Origin of the sequence: Streptomyces sp. NPDC101234 (assembly GCF_044767525.1) — a bacterium.
Taxonomy (GTDB): Bacteria; Actinomycetota; Actinomycetes; order Streptomycetales; family Streptomycetaceae; genus Streptomyces; species Streptomyces sasae.
Genome location: NZ_JBIWOA010000019.1, coordinates 168,914 through 185,721, shown reverse-complemented (window position 1 = coordinate 185,721; position 16,808 = coordinate 168,914). Strand labels below are relative to the sequence as shown.

General features: G+C 70.2%; 16 protein-coding genes and 1 tRNA gene. 6 read left to right on the top strand and 11 right to left on the bottom strand.

The window, feature by feature from the left end; translation table 11 throughout:
• Positions 1–12 precede the first annotated feature (12 nt).
• From ACIRR9_RS31865 to ACIRR9_RS31850, 4 genes are all read right to left on the bottom strand, one after another.
• A complete protein-coding gene (locus ACIRR9_RS31865) occupies positions 13–588 on the bottom strand; it encodes an RNA 2'-phosphotransferase (protein ID WP_384560737.1) in 576 nt (191 codons plus the stop codon).
• 121 nt (positions 589–709) lie between these two features.
• Positions 710–1,630 (bottom strand): MerR family transcriptional regulator, encoded by a 921-nt coding sequence (locus ACIRR9_RS31860; RefSeq protein WP_403758857.1) that lies wholly within the window; start codon positions 1,628–1,630, stop codon positions 710–712.
• Positions 1,631–1,645: 15 nt separating this feature from the next.
• A complete protein-coding gene (locus tag ACIRR9_RS31855) occupies positions 1,646–3,406 on the bottom strand; it encodes an SDR family oxidoreductase (protein ID WP_403758855.1) in 1,761 nt (586 codons plus the stop codon).
• Positions 3,403–4,245: a M24 family metallopeptidase gene (locus ACIRR9_RS31850; protein WP_403758852.1), complete on the bottom strand. Its 843-nt coding sequence runs from the start codon at positions 4,243–4,245 to the stop codon at positions 3,403–3,405. The genes ACIRR9_RS31855 and ACIRR9_RS31850 overlap by 4 nt, the downstream gene beginning before the upstream one ends.
• Before the next feature lie 226 nt (positions 4,246–4,471).
• On the opposite strand from ACIRR9_RS31850, the gene ACIRR9_RS31845 reads away from it, so the two are divergent.
• From ACIRR9_RS31845 to ACIRR9_RS31820, 6 genes are all read left to right on the top strand, one after another.
• The gene (locus tag ACIRR9_RS31845; RefSeq protein ID WP_365339306.1) at positions 4,472–5,437 is read left to right on the top strand and encodes an ABC transporter ATP-binding protein; all 966 of its coding nucleotides are present in this window, start codon (positions 4,472–4,474) and stop codon (positions 5,435–5,437) included.
• Positions 5,427–6,332, top strand: a complete 906-nt coding sequence (locus tag ACIRR9_RS31840; protein WP_403758849.1) for an ABC transporter permease — start codon at positions 5,427–5,429, stop codon at positions 6,330–6,332. The genes ACIRR9_RS31845 and ACIRR9_RS31840 overlap by 11 nt, the downstream gene beginning before the upstream one ends.
• Complete coding sequence (locus ACIRR9_RS31835) at positions 6,329–7,240, top strand: ABC transporter ATP-binding protein (RefSeq protein WP_403758846.1); 912 nt, start codon at positions 6,329–6,331, stop codon at positions 7,238–7,240. The genes ACIRR9_RS31840 and ACIRR9_RS31835 overlap by 4 nt, the downstream gene beginning before the upstream one ends.
• 10 nt (positions 7,241–7,250) lie before the next feature.
• Positions 7,251–7,970 (top strand): ABC transporter permease subunit, encoded by a 720-nt coding sequence (locus ACIRR9_RS31830; protein ID WP_123975778.1) that lies wholly within the window; start codon positions 7,251–7,253, stop codon positions 7,968–7,970.
• A gap of 81 nt (positions 7,971–8,051) precedes the next feature.
• Positions 8,052–8,249 carry a hypothetical protein gene (locus tag ACIRR9_RS31825; protein WP_123975779.1) on the top strand — a complete coding sequence of 66 codons (198 nt, stop codon included), beginning with the start codon at positions 8,052–8,054 and terminating at the stop codon, positions 8,247–8,249.
• A 212-nt stretch (positions 8,250–8,461) separates the two neighbouring features.
• Positions 8,462–8,549 (top strand) — tRNA-Ser (locus ACIRR9_RS31820).
• 115 nt (positions 8,550–8,664) lie between these two features.
• On the opposite strand, the gene ACIRR9_RS31815 is transcribed toward ACIRR9_RS31820, so the two are convergent.
• The 7 genes from ACIRR9_RS31815 to ACIRR9_RS31785 form a co-directional block, all read right to left on the bottom strand.
• Positions 8,665–9,462, bottom strand: a complete 798-nt coding sequence (locus ACIRR9_RS31815; protein ID WP_403758843.1) for an HAD family hydrolase — start codon at positions 9,460–9,462, stop codon at positions 8,665–8,667.
• The gene (gene serS / locus ACIRR9_RS31810; RefSeq protein ID WP_403758840.1) at positions 9,459–10,736 is read right to left on the bottom strand and encodes a serine--tRNA ligase; all 1,278 of its coding nucleotides are present in this window, start codon (positions 10,734–10,736) and stop codon (positions 9,459–9,461) included. Before serS ends, ACIRR9_RS31815 begins: the two co-directional genes overlap by 4 nt.
• 530 nt (positions 10,737–11,266) lie before the next feature.
• Positions 11,267–12,202, bottom strand: coding sequence for a prephenate dehydratase (pheA, locus tag ACIRR9_RS31805; protein ID WP_403758837.1), 936 nt, complete (start codon positions 12,200–12,202; stop codon positions 11,267–11,269).
• 123 nt (positions 12,203–12,325) lie between these two features.
• Positions 12,326–13,603, bottom strand: coding sequence for an iron uptake transporter deferrochelatase/peroxidase subunit (efeB, locus tag ACIRR9_RS31800; RefSeq protein ID WP_403758834.1), 1,278 nt, complete (start codon positions 13,601–13,603; stop codon positions 12,326–12,328).
• 8 nt (positions 13,604–13,611) lie between these two features.
• A complete protein-coding gene (locus ACIRR9_RS31795) occupies positions 13,612–15,651 on the bottom strand; it encodes a copper resistance CopC/CopD family protein (protein WP_403758831.1) in 2,040 nt (679 codons plus the stop codon).
• Between the two features lie 14 nt (positions 15,652–15,665).
• On the bottom strand, positions 15,666–16,127 hold the full coding sequence (locus ACIRR9_RS31790; protein ID WP_403758829.1) for a copper chaperone PCu(A)C: 462 nt from the start codon (positions 16,125–16,127) through the stop codon (positions 15,666–15,668).
• Positions 16,124–16,777: an SCO family protein gene (locus ACIRR9_RS31785; protein ID WP_365339159.1), complete on the bottom strand. Its 654-nt coding sequence runs from the start codon at positions 16,775–16,777 to the stop codon at positions 16,124–16,126. The genes ACIRR9_RS31790 and ACIRR9_RS31785 overlap by 4 nt, the downstream gene beginning before the upstream one ends.
• Between the last annotated feature and the right edge of the window lie 31 nt (positions 16,778–16,808).

Here is a 16,808-nt window from a genome sequence, read left to right as displayed (position 1 = left end):
ATGATGCAGGGGTCAGTGCGGATCGGGGAAGCGCAGGTACTTCGGCGGTACGGCCTGTGTCAGCCACACCCCGTTCGCGCTGATGTGGAAGACATGGCCGTCCCGGTGCATCGCGCCCGCGTCGACCGACAGCACGACCGGACGGCCGCGCCGGGCACCGACCCGCGTCGCGGTCTCCCGGTCCGCAGAAAGATGCACATCATGCCTGTTCATGGGCCTGAGGCCCTCGGTCCGGATCGCGTCCAGGTTCCGCGCCACGGTGCCGTGGTAGAGGTACGGCGGAGGGGTCGCCGGGGGCAGTCCGAGCTCGACGTCGATGCTGTGGCCCTGGCTGGCGCGGATCCGGGTGCCCTCGATCGCGAACCGCTGCTTGTCATTGGCGGCGACCACATGGTCCAGCTCCTCGCGGGTGACCGGGAAGCCGTGCGCCGCCGTCGCCGCGAGCAGTGTGTCGATCTCCACCCAGCCGGCCTCGTCGAGGCTGAGACCGATGCGTTCGGGCTGGTGGCGAAGGTGCTTCGAGAGGTACTTCGACACCTTCACGGTGCGCCGCTCGTCCCACCCTCCTTCGTTGTGTCTCTCGTTCATGTCACCAGGGTGCCGGGAGAGACGCGGATCACGCACTTATTTTTCGCCCGAGGTTTGATCCACAACCAAGTCAGGTTATCCACAGGGGAATTGGCCGTGCTGTGGACAACTGCTGGGCGATTCACGGTGTTTCGTCAAGATCGTTAACAGGGCGGTGATGTGCGGTCAGGACGTCCAAATGGCGGGCCCGTACCTCTCGTTCGGCGGCGAGCGCGATGAACTCGGCAGTGCGGTCCGGGCCAACGAGGCGCTGTACGGCCTGGATCGTGTCGGCCGGGAGGGCCACGGTACGCGTCTCGTCCCAGGTTTTCGGCCGCTCCCCCGTCGCGAGGTGCCGACGCACCTCCCGGGTCGCGAACAGGCGCATGGCCCGCGCCAGTTCGGCGTCCACGGTCTGCTGGGCGAGGGGCCGCAGACGCCGTACGAGAGAGGCCGCCTCGGCCGCCTTCGCGTCGGTGCGGTGGTCCGGGTCGTCGAGGTAGCGGGCGAAGACGTGCTCGGTGGTGAACTCCAGGAAACGGGCGGCTATGTGCTCGACCTGGACCCTCAACTCCCGCAGGTGGTCCGCGATCGCGGTGAGCGGGACCCCGGCCGCGTGCAACTCGACGGCCACAGCCAGCTCTTGGGGGCTCGGCACGAGGAACGAGTCGGGGTCGCCGTCCACCGGTTCCAGTACGCCGAGTTGCAGGGCCTCGGCAACGGCCCCCTCGTCCGGGGTGCCGCCGAAACGGGCGTCGAGGTCGGCGCGGGAGAGACGGGCCGGTTCCTCGTCGGTCCAGGGGCCCTCGGCCTCGGTGACGAGACCGAGGACGCCGCCGAGGCCGCGGCCGGTGTCCCAGGCGTCGAGCAACTCCTTGATGGAGGCGAGGGTGTAGCCGCGGGCGAGGAGGTCGGCGATCTGGTGGAGGCGGGTCAGATGGATGGCGGAGTAGAGGTTGGCGCGGCCCCGCCGCTCCGGGCGGGGGAGCAGGCCCTTGTCCTGGTAGGCGCGGACGGTTCGGACGGAGGTCCCGGAGCGGCGGGCCAAGTCTTCTATGCGCACCTCACGCCACCCCTGTCACAACTTCGGCTCCACCCTCGCGATCCTCCGCAACACTCCCGGCGCCAGCCGCGAGAGCACCCGGGCCCCCCGCGCCTCCGGAGTCACCGGCACCACCGCCCTGTTCCGCTCCACCGCCTCCAGGATCGCCGAAGCCACTTTCTCCGGTGGGTAGTTCCGCATCCCGTACAGCCGGGCGGACCGCTTCCGCCGCCGCCGTTCCTCCTCCTCGTCGACCCCCGTGAAGCGGGCTGTCGACGTGATGTTCGTGTTGACGATGCCGGGGCAGATCGCGGTCACGCCGATGCGCTGGGAGGCGAGTTCGGCGCGCAGGCACTCGGACAGCATCAGCACCGCCGCCTTGGACGTGCTGTAGGCCGGCAGCGCCCGCGAGGGCTGGTACGCGGCGGCCGACGCGACGTTCACGATGTGGCCGCCCTGGCCGCGCTCCGCCATCCGCGCCCCGAAGAGCCGGCAACCATGGATCACACCCCACAGGTTGACGTCCAGAACCCGCCGCCAGTCCTCCGGCGTCGTCGTGAAGAACGAGCCCGACAGACCGATGCCCGCGTTGTTGACGAGGACGTCCAGGACGCCGTACTCGCGGTGGACCTTCTCCGCGAGCTTCTCCATCGCCTGCTCGTCGGAGACGTCGGCCGTCTCCGCCCACGCGTCCGCCGCGCCCACCAGGCGGGACAACTCGGCGGTGCGTGCGGCCGCCTCCGCGTCCCGGTCCACGGCGACCACGCGCGCGCCCGCCTCCGCGAACGCGAACGCCGTCGCCCGGCCGATGCCGCTGCCCGCGCCCGTGACCAGGACCAGCTGGCCGCCGAACCGCTGGGCATGGCGGTCGGCGGGCTTCGGCTCCGCGCCCCGGCCGTCCTCGACCGACCTCACGAACTCCTCGATCCAGGCCGCCACCTGGTCGGGGCGCGTGCGTGGGATCCAGTGCTTGTCGGGCAGGGTGCGCCGGGTCAGCCGGGGAGCCCAGCGTTCCAGGTCCTCGTAGAGCCGCTCGGAGAGGAACGCGTCCCCGAGGGGCGTGATGAGCTGCACGGGCGCGTGCGCGTACGCGTCCTCGCGCGGGCGGCGCAGCCGGGACCGTACGTTGTCGCGGTACAGCCAGGCGCCGTGTGCCGCGTCGGAGGGGAGGGAGGCGGTCGGGTAGTTGCCGGACGGGAGCTTCTCGACCCGCTGCAGGATCCTCGGCCACTGCTTGCCGAGCGGGCCGCGCCAGGCGAGTTCGGGGACGACCGGCGTGTGCAGCAGGTACACGTACCAGGACTTGGCGCCCTGGCCGAGGAGTTGGCCCACCCTGCGCGGCGTCGGGCGCTTCACGCGCGCGTTGATCCAGTGCCCGAAGTGGTCCAGGGACGGCCCGGACATCGAGGTGAAGGAGGCGATACGGCCCTCGGTGCGCCCCACCGTCGCGAACTCCCAGGACTGCACCGAGCCCCAGTCGTGGCCGACCAGGTGCACCGGTCGGTCCGGGCTGACCTCGTCGATCACCGCCAGGAAGTCGTCCGTGAGCTTGGCGAGGGTGAAGCCGCCGCGCAGCGGCTTCGGCGCGGTCGAGCGGCCGTGGCCGCGGACGTCGTACAGGACGACGTGGAAGCGGTCGGCGAGGCGGCCCGCGACCTCGGACCAGACCTCCTTGCTGTCCGGGTAGCCGTGGACGAGGACGACCGTCGGCTGTGCCGGGTCGCCCAGTTCCGCCACGCACAGTTCGATGCCGCCGGTCCGCACCCGGCGCTCGCGCGCGCCCTCCAGTGCCGTCACTTGTCCTCCGCCCAGCGCCGCACGTGCGGCAGATCGTCGTCCAGCCAGAAGGCGCTCTGCTCGGGGTCCCGGGAGTCGGTGACCACGAGGATCTCCTCGAACTTGGCTCCCGTGCCGCGGAAGCCGAGGTGCGGTTCGACCGCCCACAGGCCCGGCCGGGGCGGGTGGTCGGAGAAGCGGTGCGGCGACCACAGGGGTGACCAGCCCTCCCGGTGACCGTGCAGGGCGTCGGCCGCGAGGCCCTTGAGGGACTGGGTGCCGAAGCCGAAGAGATGCGGTGACCAGCGGCGCTGTCTCACCCGGTGCACCTTGTGGGCGATCACGCCGAAGGGGTAGGCGCGGTGCCGGTTGGCGTAGCCCTGGCGGACCATCAGACGGTCCACGTCCTCGTAGATCTCACGCAGCGGGCGCCGCTCGCGCACCTCGCGCAGGATCAGCTCGCGGTGTGCCTCCAGGTCGGTCATCAGCCGGTCCTGCACGGGGTTGATCCCGAGGAAGCCCGAGTAGCCGATGTCGGCCGTGTAGCCCTCGTGCACCGGGGCCATGTCCAGGATGAAGGGCATCCCGGGCTCGAGCCGGCGGTCGCTCGGGAAGAACTGCAGCGGTATCCGGAAGTCCGCGAACGCGGTGCGGTCGCCGAACCAGGCGAAGGGGAGGTGGAACCAGTCCCGCACGCCCCGCGCCCGCAGCCACTCGCGCTGCATCCGCGCCGCCTCACGCTCGGTGATGCCCGGCTCCAGCCGCGCGGCGACCGCCTCCGCGCACTCGTACGCGAGCCGTTGGACCCGCCGGAAACCCTGCAGCTCCGTGGCGCGTTCTTCCCTCAGTGCCGTCGTCATCCGCCCCGTCCCCATCGACTGCGGTACGTGTCCGTAACTTGACACTGGTGAATGTGACAGTTGTTAGAGGCGGCGTCAATAGGAGGGCCGCGACCTGTGGACAACCCCGTGTAGCTCTCAGGCAGGGGATCCCCTAGGGCCCCGTAATACTCCAGAGTGAGGTGAAGACGGCTCCAGGGTCTGACGACCGGGCGTGGTCCAGGTCACTACCTTCGACGACGTGACTGTGATCGCGACCGAAAGCCTGAGCAAGCGGTTCCCCCGGGTGACCGCGCTCGACCGGCTGTCCGTGGACATCGGAGCCGGTGTGACCGGACTCGTCGGAGCCAACGGCGCCGGCAAGTCCACCCTGATCAAGATCCTGCTGGGTCTGTCCCCCGCGACCGAGGGCAGCGCCGAGGTGCTCGGCCTCGACGTCGCGACCAAGGGCGCCGCCATCCGCGAGCGCGTGGGCTACATGCCGGAGCACGACTGCCTGCCGCCCGACGTCTCGGCCACCGAGTTCGTCGTGCACATGGCCCGCATGTCCGGCCTGCCGCCCACCGCGGCCCGCGAGCGCACCGCGGACACCCTGCGCCACGTCGGCCTCTACGAGGAGCGGTACCGCCCCATCGGCGGCTACTCGACCGGCATGAAGCAGCGCGTGAAGCTCGCCCAGGCCCTGGTGCACGACCCGCAGCTGGTCTTCCTCGACGAGCCGACCAACGGCCTCGACCCGGTCGGCCGCGACGAGATGCTCGGCCTGATCCGCCGCATCCACACGGACTTCGGCATCTCGGTCCTGGTCACCTCGCACCTCCTCGGCGAACTCGAACGCACCTGCGACCACGTGGTCGTCGTCGACGGCGGCAAGCTGCTGCGCTCCAGCTCCACCACGGACTTCACACAGAGCACGACCACCCTCGCGATCGAGGTCACCGACAGCGACGAGCACCCCGACGGCACCCGCGCGGTGCGCGAGGCGCTCACCGCGCGCGGGGTGGACACCGACAACGACGGCGGCGGCCTGCCCGGTGCCGGCCACATCCTGCTGCTCACCGCGCAGGGCGAGGAGACGTACGACCTCGTCCGTGACGTCGTCGCCGACCTCGGCCTCGGCCTGGTGCGCATGGAGCAGCGCAGACACCACATCTCCGAGGTGTTCACCGACAGCGACGAGCAGCGGAAGGAGGCGGCCGTCCATGGCGGTTGAGCAGCCCCTGACCACCCCCGCGGGTGACCAGTCCCGAATCCACGACATCGGCTACCGCGGCTACGACGGCCCGCGCCTCGGCCGTGGCTACGCCCGTCTCTCCCTCTACTCGCAGACCCTGCGCGGCTCCTACGGCCTCGGCCGTTCGGTGAAGTCCAAGGTGCTGCCGATGCTGCTGTTCGCGGTGATGTGCGTGCCGGCGGCCATCATGGTCGCCGTCGCCGTCGCCACCAAGGCGCACGACCTGCCGGTGTCCTACACGCGGTACGCGATCATCATGCAGGCCGTCATCAGCCTGTACGTCGCCTCGCAGGCACCCCAGGCGGTCTCCCGCGACCTGCGCTTCAAGACCATCCCGCTGTACTTCTCGCGGCCCATCGAGACCGCCGACTACGTCCAGGCCAAGTTCGCGGCCCTGGCCTCGGCGATGTTCATCCTCACCGGAGCTCCGCTGCTCGTGCTCTACCTGGGCGCCCTGCTCGCCAAGATGGACTTCGCCCACCAGTCCAAGGGGTTCGGCCAGGGGCTCGTCTCGGTGGCCCTGCTGTCCCTGCTCTTCGCCGGCATCGGCCTGGTCATCGCGTCGATCACCCCGCGCCGCGGCTTCGGCATCGCCGCCGTGATCGCCGTACTGATCATCTCCTACGGCGCCGTCTCCACCCTCCAGGCCATCGCGGACTCCCGGGGCAGCGCCGGTGCCGTCCCGTGGATCGGCCTGTTCTCGCCGGTCACCCTGATCGGCGGCCTGAGCGCCGGCCTCCTCGGCGGCACCAACACCTTCCCCGGTGACGGGCCCTCCCATGCCCAGGGCGCGGTGTACCTGCTCGTCGTCCTCGGCGTCATCGCCGCGGCCTACGGCCTTCTGCTGCGCCGCTACAAGAAGGTGGGACTGTGACCACGCTCTCCATCGACCATGTCTCCCGCTGGTTCGGCAACGTGGTCGCCGTCAACGACGTCACCATGACCATCGGCCCCGGGGTCACGGGCCTGCTCGGCCCCAACGGCGCCGGAAAGTCCACCCTCATCAACATGATGGGCGGCTTCCTCGCTCCCTCCACCGGCACGGTCACCCTCGACGGGCAGCCGACCTGGCGCAACGAGGCCATCTACAAGCACATCGGCATCGTCCCCGAGCGCGAGGCGATGTACGACTTCCTCACCGGCCGCGAATTCGTCGTCGCCAACGCCGAACTGCACGGCCTCGGCGCCAAGGCGGCCCAGAAGGCGCTCGCCACGGTCGAGATGGAGTACGCACAGGACCGCAAGATCCAGACGTACTCCAAGGGCATGCGCCAGCGCGTGAAGATGGCGTCCGCCCTGGTCCACGACCCGTCGCTGCTCCTGCTCGACGAACCCTTCAACGGCATGGACCCACGCCAGCGGATGCAGCTGATGGACCTGCTGCGCAGGATGGGCGACGAGGGCCGCACGGTCCTCTTCTCCTCCCACATCCTCGAAGAGGTCGAGCAACTCGCCTGGCACATCGAGGTCGTGGTCGCAGGCCGGCACGCGGCCAGCGGCGACTTCCGCAAGATCCGCCGCCTGATGACCGACCGCCCGCACCGCTACCTGGTCCGCTCCAGCGACGACCGCGCGCTCGCCGCCGCCCTCATCGCGGACCCCTCCACCTCGGGCATCGAAGTGGACGTCACCGAGGGCGCGTTGCGCATCCAGGCCGTCGACTTCGGCCGCTTCACCGCCCTGCTGCCGAAGGTCGCCCGCGACCACGGCATCCGGCTGCTCACGGTCTCGCCGTCCGACGAGTCCCTGGAATCCGTGTTCTCGTACCTGGTCGCGGCGTAGGAGGCCGAAGATGTACGACCCCACAGTCGCCCGACTCACCTACCGGGCCCTGCTCGGCCGCCGCCGGGCCCTCATCCTGGGCATCCTGCCCCTGCTGTTGATCGTGATCTCGGTGGCCGTCCGTGCCCTGGCCGGTGCCGACGACCAGACCGCCGCCGACCTGCTCGGCGGCCTCGGGCTCGCCACCATGGTGCCGATCATCGGCGTCATCGCGGGCACCGGCGCGATCGGCCCGGAGATCGACGACGGCTCGGTGGTGTACCTGCTGTCCAAGCCGATCAAACGACCGACGATCATCTTCACCAAGCTGATCGTGGCGATCGCCGTGACGATGGTGTTCTCCGCCCTGCCGACCCTGATCGCGGGCTTCATCCTCAACGGCAACGGCCAGCAGATCGCCGTCGCCTACACGGTGGCCGCACTCGTCGCCTCGATCGCCTACGCCGCGCTCTTCCTGCTCCTCGGCACGGTGTCCCGGCACGCGGTCGTGTTCGGGCTCGTCTACGCCCTCGTCTGGGAGGCCCTGTTCGGCTCCCTGGTCCCGGGTGCGCGCACGCTCAGCGTCCAGCAGTGGTCCCTGGCGGTCGCCCACAAGGTGACCGGCGGCGAGCTGGTGACGTCCGACGTGTCGCTGACGACGGCCACGGTGCTGCTGATCGCGGTGACCGTACTGGCGACCTGGTACGCGGGACAGAAGCTGCGCTCGCTGACGCTGGCGGGCGAGGAGTAGACGGCCGGCTTGTTGACGGGGGCTTCACCCCCGTCAGGTCACACTGGGTCAGAGGGGATGCACTGCGTAGGAGGCGCGGGGATGGCTGACGACTGGAACGACCTCGTCCTGGACGAGGAGTTCATACGGTCCGCGGAGACGTCGGAGCCGTCCGCGCGGGCGCGGATGCTCGCAGCACGCTGGAAGGCCGAGGAACCGGAGCCGCAGCCGTGGCGGTCGGACGAGGCGCCGGCGGGGTGGTTCTTCAGCAAGGCGCGGCGCAAGTGGTGGCGCCGGTAGGCGGTTCGCCTCTCGGAAAATCAGTAGCGTCCAACTCGGCCCGAAGGCACAGTTGTTGTGTCAGCCCACCGTCTGGGAGAGGAGCCGGACGATGTCCATGCACGACAGTACGTCCCGCTCCCGTCAGGGCAGCCCGCGGCGGATCGCCGTGTAGCTGCCCGGGGCGGCCGCTTCGAGCACGCGATGGTCGCTCTCGCGTGGGCCGCCCACCCGGAGGATTGGCCGAGTGGTAAGGCACTGGCTTGCTAAGCCATGGTCGGGTCTGAAAAGCCCGCGCACGTTCGATTCGTGCATCCTCCGCAACCTTCAGAACGCCCCGGCTGCAGCGCCCCGAAGGGGCGCGGGGCTGTGTCGATATGCGGCTCCGCCGCGTGGGTGCGACCAGCCCCCACCGGCCCGCGGTTACCGCACTACCTCAGCCGAGCAGACGCTCCACGATCACCGCGATGCCGTCCTCCTCGTTGGAGGACGTCACCTCGTCGGCCACCGCGCGAAGCTCCTCGTGGGCATTGGCCATGGCCACCCCCCGAGCCGCCCAGGCGAACATCGGGATGTCGTTCGGCATGTCGCCGAAGGCGATCGTGTCGGCCGCCTTCAGCCCCAGCCGGCGCGCGGCCAGTGACAGGCCCGTCGCCTTCGACAGGCCGAGCGGGAGCAGTTCCACGATGCCCTTGCCCGCCATGACGACGGTGACGAAGCCACCGGCCGTCTGCCGGGCGACCTGCGCCAGCTCGTCGTCGGACAGCTCGGGGTGCTGGATGTAGATCTTGTTCAGCGGCGCCGCCCACAGGTCCGCCACGTCCGTGAACGGGGTCGCCGGAAGCGCCCCCGTCACCGCGTATCCCGGACCTACCAGCACCTCGCCGTCGAGGCCGTCGCGGCTCGCCGCGAGGTGCAGCGGGCCGGTCTCCGCCTCGATCTTGGCCAGGGCGATCCCGGCCAGTTTCCGGTCGAGCGTCACCGACGTCAGCAGCCGGTGCGACCCGGCGTCGTACACCTGCGCCCCCTGGGCGCAGACGGCGAGGCCGTCGTAGCCGAGGTCGTCGAGGATGTGCCGGGTCCAGGGGGCCCCGCGGCCGGTGACGACGATGTGCGCGGCGCCCGCCGCGGTGGCCGCGGCGAGCGCGTCACGGGTGCGCCCGGAGATCGACTCGTCGGAGCGCAGCAGCGTCCCGTCGAGGTCGGTGGCGATGAGCCCGTAGGGGAAGGTCACCGGGACACCGGCTCCAGGACCTCCCGGCCGCCCAGGTACGGACGCAGCACCTCGGGCACGCGCACCGAGCCGTCGGCCAGCTGGTGGTTCTCCAGGATCGCCACGATCGTGCGCGGTACGGCGCACAGCGTGCCGTTGAGCGTCGCGAGCGGCTGCACCTTCTTGCCGTCCCGCATCCGCACGGACAGCCGGCGGGCCTGGAAGCTGTCGCAGTTGGAGGCCGACGTCAGCTCGCGGTACTTGCCCTGGGTCGGGATCCACGCCTCGCAGTCGTACTTGCGGGACGCCGACGAGCCGAGGTCGCCCGAGGCCACGTCGATGACCTGGAAGGGCAGCTCAAGGCCGGTCAGCCACTGCTTCTCCCAGTCCAGGAGCCGCTTGTGCTCGTTCTCCGCGTCCTCGGGAGCGACGTAGGAGAACATCTCGACCTTGTCGAACTGGTGCACACGGAAGATGCCGCGGGTGTCCTTGCCGTACGTGCCCGCCTCGCGGCGGAAGCAGGGCGAGAAGCCCGCGTAGCGCAGCGGCAGCTGGTCGGCGTCGAGGATCTCGTCCATGTGGTACGCGGCGAGGGGGACCTCGGAGGTGCCGACCAGGTAGTAGTCGTCCTTGTCCAGGTGGTACACGTTCTCGGCGGCCTGGCCGAGGAAGCCGGTGCCCTCCATGGCGCGCGGGCGGACCAGCGCGGGGGTCAGCATCGGGATGAACCCGGCCTCGGTGGCCTGCGCGATCGCCGCGTTGACCAGCGCCAGCTCGAGGAGCGCGCCGACACCCGTCAGGTAGTAGAAACGCGAGCCGGACACCTTGGCGCCGCGCTCGACGTCGATGGCGCCCAGCGCCTCGCCGAGCTCCAGGTGGTCCTTGGGCTCGAAGCCCTCGGCGCCGAAGTCGCGGATGGTGCCGTGCGTCTCCAGGACGACGAAGTCCTCCTCGCCGCCGACCGGGACGTCGGGGTGGACGAGGTTGCCCAGTCGCAGCGCGAGGCGCTTGGTCTCCTCGTCGGCCTCGTGCTGCTCGGCGTCGGCGGCCTTGACGTCGGCGGCGAGCTGACTCGCCCGGCTCAGCAGCTCGGCCTTCTCGTCGCCGGCGGCCTTCGGGATGAGCTTGCCGAGCGACCTCTGTTGGTTGCGCAGCTCGTCGAAGCGGACGCCGGAGGACCTGCGCCGCTCGTCGGCAGACAGGAGGGAGTCGACGAGCGCGACGTCCTCTCCACGGGCGCGCTGGGACGCGCGCACACGGTCGGGGTCCTCACGGAGCAGGCGAAGGTCAATCACGGAGCCAAGGCTACCGGTGCGGGGGTTGCCCCCACGAATCACTATTCAAACGTGTTCCGATTCGCGGCTTACGTTCGGTTATGGGGGAATTGCCGAGCGTGTCAATAAAAAGTGTCTCACTCCCTGGGACGGGGCAAGCGCACGGCTCGGGGTTGACTTGATTCCTTTGTGGAGAGCGGGACTTGGCGGCGCAGTTGTCCACAGGAATCCGCAGCCCCGCAAGAGTTATCCACAGGGTGTGTGGACGAGGTGTGGACTTCGGAATTGATCACTCCGGAAGCGGTCCGTGAAGAGAGGAATTCCCGTCTCAAACCGGGGCAACACCCACTTTCGAGTGGAAAGGCATCGCTCCAAAAGATGAACCATGGGAAACGAGTGGACGAAGGGTGATGTGGGCGATCATGGTCGCCTCGGTGGGCTGTAGGCCGATTTGTCGACAGACTCATGCGTCCCTGTCGACTTGTCCCCAGGTCGAGTTGAGGACCTGTGGATAACTCCTGTGGATAAGGAATATATGAACGTACGACTGGCTAGAAGCGGCCGTCCTGGCAGCGCGCCACCCAGTCCGAGGCCGCCACGAACTCGTCGTCCGACGTTCCCGGCAGCGTCGGATCGACCGTCTCGCCCGGCTTGATGTCCGCCCGCGGGTACGAGCCCAGGAACCGCACCTGGCGGCAGATCCGCTTCAGCCCCATCAGGGCCTCAGCCACCCGCCGGTCGGAGATATGGCCCTCGGCGTCGACGCAGAAGCAGTAGTTGCCGATGCCGGCGCCGGTCGGCCGGGACTGCAGCAGCATCAGGTTTATGCCCCGGGTGGCGAACTCGCCGAGCAGGTCGCGCAGCCCGCCGGGGTGGTCGTCGTTCTGCCAGATGACGACGGAGGTCTTGTCCGCGCCGCTCGGGGCCGCGGGCCGGGCCGGGCGGCCCACCAGGACGAACCGGGTCTGCGCGTTCTCCGCGTCGTGGATCCCGGTCTCCAGGGCCTCCAGGCCGTACCGTTCGGCCGCGAACTCGCCCGCGAACGCGGCGTCGTAACGGCCCTCCTGGACCAGCCGGGCGCCGTCCGCGTTCGAGGCGGCGGACTCCCAGACCGCCGCCGGGAGGTTGGCCCGCAGCCAGTTGCGGACCTGCGGCTGGGCGACCGGATGGGCGGTCACCGTCTTGATCTCGGAGAGCTTGGTGCCCGGGCGGACCAGCAGCGCGAAGGTGATCGACAGCAGCACCTCGCGGTAGATCATCAGCGGCTCGCCCGCGACGAGCTCGTCGAGGGTCGTGGTGACCCCGCCCTCGACGGAGTTCTCGATCGGCACGAACGCGGCCTCGGCCCCGCCGGTGCGCACCGCGTCCAGCGCGGACTGCACGGAGACGTACGGGATCAGCTCGCGGGTGGCGGCTTCCGGAAGCGTGCGCAGGGCGACTTCGGTGAAGGTGCCTTCAGGACCGAGATACGCATAGCTCGCTGGCATGTCCCTCACCCTAATGGGCGCAGGGGAGCCCGGCTCACTTGTCTCACCGGAACCACTCGACCGGGTGGTTTGAAATGCGGAATCGCGCCAATAGTGATCAGAAACCACTTCGCCGACCGCACATCACCCTTCGAGCAGCCGCTGCCCCACGTACTCCCCGGCGGCCGCCCCGCCCGGTACCGCGAACAGCCCGCTCGCCTCGTGCCGGATGTAGTCGGACAGCGCGTCCCCGCGGTCCAGCTTCCGCTGCAACGGCACGAATCCGCGCAGCGGATCCGCCTGCCAGCAGACGAAGAGCAGCCCGGCGTCCGGGGTGCCGTCCGCGTCGATGCCGTCGTGGTACGAGAACGGGCGCCGGAGAATGGCCGCGCCCCCGTTCTGGTCGGGCCGGGTGATCCGGGCATGGGCGTTGATCGGGACGACGTACTCACCGTCCGCCTTCGCCTTCTCCAGGTCCATCGCCGTCGTCTCGGTGCCCCCGGACAGTGGCGCCCCGTTCGCCTTCCGGCGCCCGACCACGTTCTCCTGGGCGGCGAGCGACAGCTTCTCCCAGTCGTCGAGGAGCATGCGGATCCGGCGTACGACGGCGTAGGAGCCGTTCGCCATCCACACGGGCTCGCCCGACGACGGCACGAAGATCCGCCGGTCGAAGTCCGATTCCGTCGGCTTCGGATTGCGCGTGCCGTCCAGCTGGCCCATGAGGTTGCGGGCCGTCATGGGGTGGGCGGTCGCGCCCGGGGTGCGGTTGAAGCCGTTCATCTGCCAGCGGACCTTCGCCGCGCTGCCCGCGTCCTTCTGGATCGCGCGCAGGGCGTGGAAGGCGACCAGGGCGTCGTCGGCGCCGATCTGCACCCACAGGTCGCCGTTGCTGCGTGTCCTGTCGAGGTGGTCGGAGGAGAAGTCGGGCAGCGGGTCCAGCGCGGACGGGCGCTGCTTCTCCAGACCGGTGCGGGCGAAGAAGCTGTTGCCGAAGCCGAAGGTGACGGTCAGGGAGGAGGGACCGGCGTCCCGGGCCACATCCGTGTCGTCCTGTGTCGTCGGTTCGCCCGCCATCAGCCGGCCGGCCGTCGTCGACCAGCGGCGCAGCAGCGCGGCGGCCTCCGTGCGGCCCGCGCCCGCCGCCAGGTCGAAGGCGACGAGGTGGCCGCGCGCCTGGAGGCCCTCGGCGATGCCGGGCTGATGTTTCCCGTGAAACATTGCCCGGCCGGAGCCCACCGAGCTGAGCGGAGTGGCCTGGGCGGGTGCGGCCGCGTAGCCGACGCCCGCGCCCGCCGCGCCGAGGACGAGCCCGGTGGCACCGGCGCTGCCGAGCAGCGCGCGCCGGCTGACGCCGCCGGCCGGGGGAGCCGACGGGTCTTCCTCGGGGGCGGGTGTGCGAAGGGACTGGGACGGTTCAGCCATGGTGCGGTTCAGCCGATCTGCGCGCTCTTGGAGACGGTCGTCTGGTCGATGTCGGAGGTCCGCACGGTCACGGCGACGGTCCAGTCGCCGGCCATGGGGATCTGCACTCCGTTGGCGGCCCAGTGCCCGGTGGTGATGTGGTCGGGGGCCACGGGGAGCGGCCCGATCTTCTTGGCGGCCAGGGTGAAGGCGACCTTGACCTCGGGGATGTCGAAGGCCCGCCCGTTGGGCCGCTGGACGTAGACATGCATCTCGTTGCTGCCCACGGTCGCGGGGTCGAGGTCGACACGGACGACGCCCTTGCCGTCCTTGCCGCCGGTGTCGAAGGACATGTCGAGGGTGAGGGCTCCGGAGGAGGAGTCCGACGATGCCGAAGAGGACGAGGAGGCCGCGGTGGCGGCCTTGGCGTCCTGCTCGGTACGGCCCGGCTCGGTCTGCGTCAGCACGGTGGTGACCGCGAGCAGGACGACGGCGACACCGGCCTCCGCGAGCACCGAGCGGCGCAGCCCGAAGCGGTTGGGGTCGGCGTCCCGGACGCGCTTCAGCCGGGCGGTGTCCATGGCGGCCTGCTGCCGTGCCAGTTGGGCGGCGCGCTCGAGGGTGCCGTCGCCGGAGTCCTCCCCGGCGGACGCGTCCTTGCCGGACACACCGGAGGCGCCGGACACACCGGAGGTGCCGGAATTCGCGGCCTTGGCGGGCGCCTCCTGGGCGGCCACGGACGCCTTGACCGTCTCCTTCTCCTCCTGGGCCTCCGCTTCCTCCGCCTCGGCCTCTGCGCCGGCCGCGGCCTCCTCGCCCGTCTCGGTCTCCGTCACGGCCGTGGCCGCGAGCCGTCCCGTCCACCGTCGTGAGACGGACGCGATGCCGACGAGCAGCGCCACGAGCCCGATCTTGACCAGCAGCAGCTGCCCGTACGTCGTGTCGGTGAAGGCCGACCAGGAGCCGAGCTGCCGCCAGGACTGGTAGATGCCGGTGGCGACCAGGGCGAGCACGGAGCCGAAGGCGACGCGGGAGAAGCGCTGGACGGCGGTGGAGTCGACCGGGGTGTCGGCGGGCGCCCGGTACAGGGCGACCAGCAGGGCGGTGAGCCCGCCCAGCCAGGTGGCGACGGCGAGCAGGTGGATGACGTCGACCGGCATCGCGATGCCCGGCTGGAGCCCGGTGGAGGCGTGCTCGGCCATGGCCCAGCTCGCCGCGAGCCCGGCGGCCACGACGGTCCCGCCGATGGCGAGTCCGAAGGTCAGGTCGCGCTTCTCCTCCTCTTCCCGCTTGTCGTAGGCGCCGAAGAGCACGGCGATGAACAGCGCGGCCGCCGCGAGCAGCAGCAGCCGGGAGACCAGGGCCGCGCCGGGCTTGGTCTGCAGGACCTGGCCGAGCAGGTTCAGGTCGAAGATGTCGCCGAGGCTGCCGGAGGTCGTGTAGGAGCCGCGCAGGAGCAGCAGCCAGAGGGTGGCCGCGGTGAGCGTCAGCCAGCCGCCGACGACCAGGCGCTGCATGGCCCGCACCCCGGACCCGCGCTGCCAGCAGGCGAGGACGAAGGCGGCGCCGCCGACGAGCACGATGTACCCGGCGTACGACATGTACCGCCCGAAGCCGTACAGCCAGCCGACGACGCCGCCGCCCGCGTCCTGGGCGCCGACCGAGGCGACGGTCTTGGAGGGCGCGCCGACGGAGAAGGTGTAGGCGCCGGCGACGGGGTGGCTGTCCGCCGAGACGACCTGGTAGGCGACGGTGTACGTGCCCTTGCCGAGCCCGCTCTTGAGCTGCACGGCGTAGGTCGTGCCGCTCAGGTTGGTCGGCTTGCGCAGGTCGACGCGCTTGCCCTTGGGGTCGAGGACCCGCAGCGAGTTGTCGTTCATCGACACGTTCTCGGAGAACGTGAGCGAGACCTGGTCGGGTGCCTTCGGGACCACCACCCCCTGGGCGGGGTCGCTGCCGGTCAGCGCGGCGTGCGCGGAGGCCGGCCCGGCGCCGGCGAGCAGCGCGCCGGTGACGGCGATGAACAGCAGCACCAGGGTGCGCAGGCGGGGGGTGATGGTCCGCGTCAAGGTCGGTCCCTCCCTCAGTGTCCGGTCGACGGGTTGTACGTGGCGGACTTCACCGGCATCTCGACGGTGAGCGGACCGGATTCGGCGAACTTGAGTTTCAGAGTGATCGTGTCGCCCTGCTCCGGGCGGCGCTTCAGCTTCTCGAACATCAGATGGTTGCCTCCGCTTTTGAACACGAGTTGACCGTGTGCGGGCACGTCGAAGGAGTTGACCTCCTCCATCGCACCACCGGTGGTCTCGTGCATGGTGATCTCGCCGGCGGAGTCGCTGGTGACGGAGGTCAGTTCGTCCTTCGTGCCGCCCTTGTTGGTGATCGTCAGGAAGCCGGCGGCCATGTCGGCGGAGACCGGCTGTGGCATGTAGGAGGCGCCGACGGACAGTTCCGCTCCCGATGCGCCCGAACCGCCGCAGCCCGCCAGGACCACGACGGAGCCCAGGGCTGCCCCGGTCAGGGCGAGACGCCTTCCGGGTATCACGGGTTCTCCCCCTTGATGATCTTCGGGAGGTCCTTGGTGTAGTCGTCGACGGTGGCGTTCTCGCCGTAGAGGACGTAACCGCCGTCGGTCTTCGGCGAGAACGCCATGACCTGGGTGCCGTGCACCGAGACGGTCTTGCCGGTCTTCTTGTCCTTGTGGGTCGGCTCGATGGAGATGCCGAGGGTGCGGGCGCCGGCCTGGATGGTGGCGAAGTCGCCGGTCAGGCCGATGAACTGGGGGTCGATGCCCTTGAGCCACTTGCCGAGCTCGGAGGGGGTGTCGCGGGCCGGGTCGGTGGTCACGAACACAACCCGCAGCTTGTCCTGGTCGGCCTTGGAGAGCGCCTTCTTGGCGACCGCGATGTTGCTCATGGTCAGGGGGCAGACGTCGGGGCAGTGCGTGTAGCCGAAGTAGACCAGCGTCGGCCGGCCCTTGGTCTCGGCGCGCAGGTCGTACTTCTTGCCGAGGGTGTCGGTGAGCACCAGGTCCGGCTTCTCGAACGGCTGGTCGAGAACGGTGGCGGCCTTGTTCGTGGTGTCCCCGGAGACCACGGTGACGGGTGATGTGGCGTCGTTGCCGCTGCCGCAGGCGGAGAGGGTCAGGGTGGCGGCGGCGAGCAGGGCGGCCGCGGCGAACGTCTTCTTGCGCATAGAAAAATGTCCCAGATGTGTGAGATCCGGC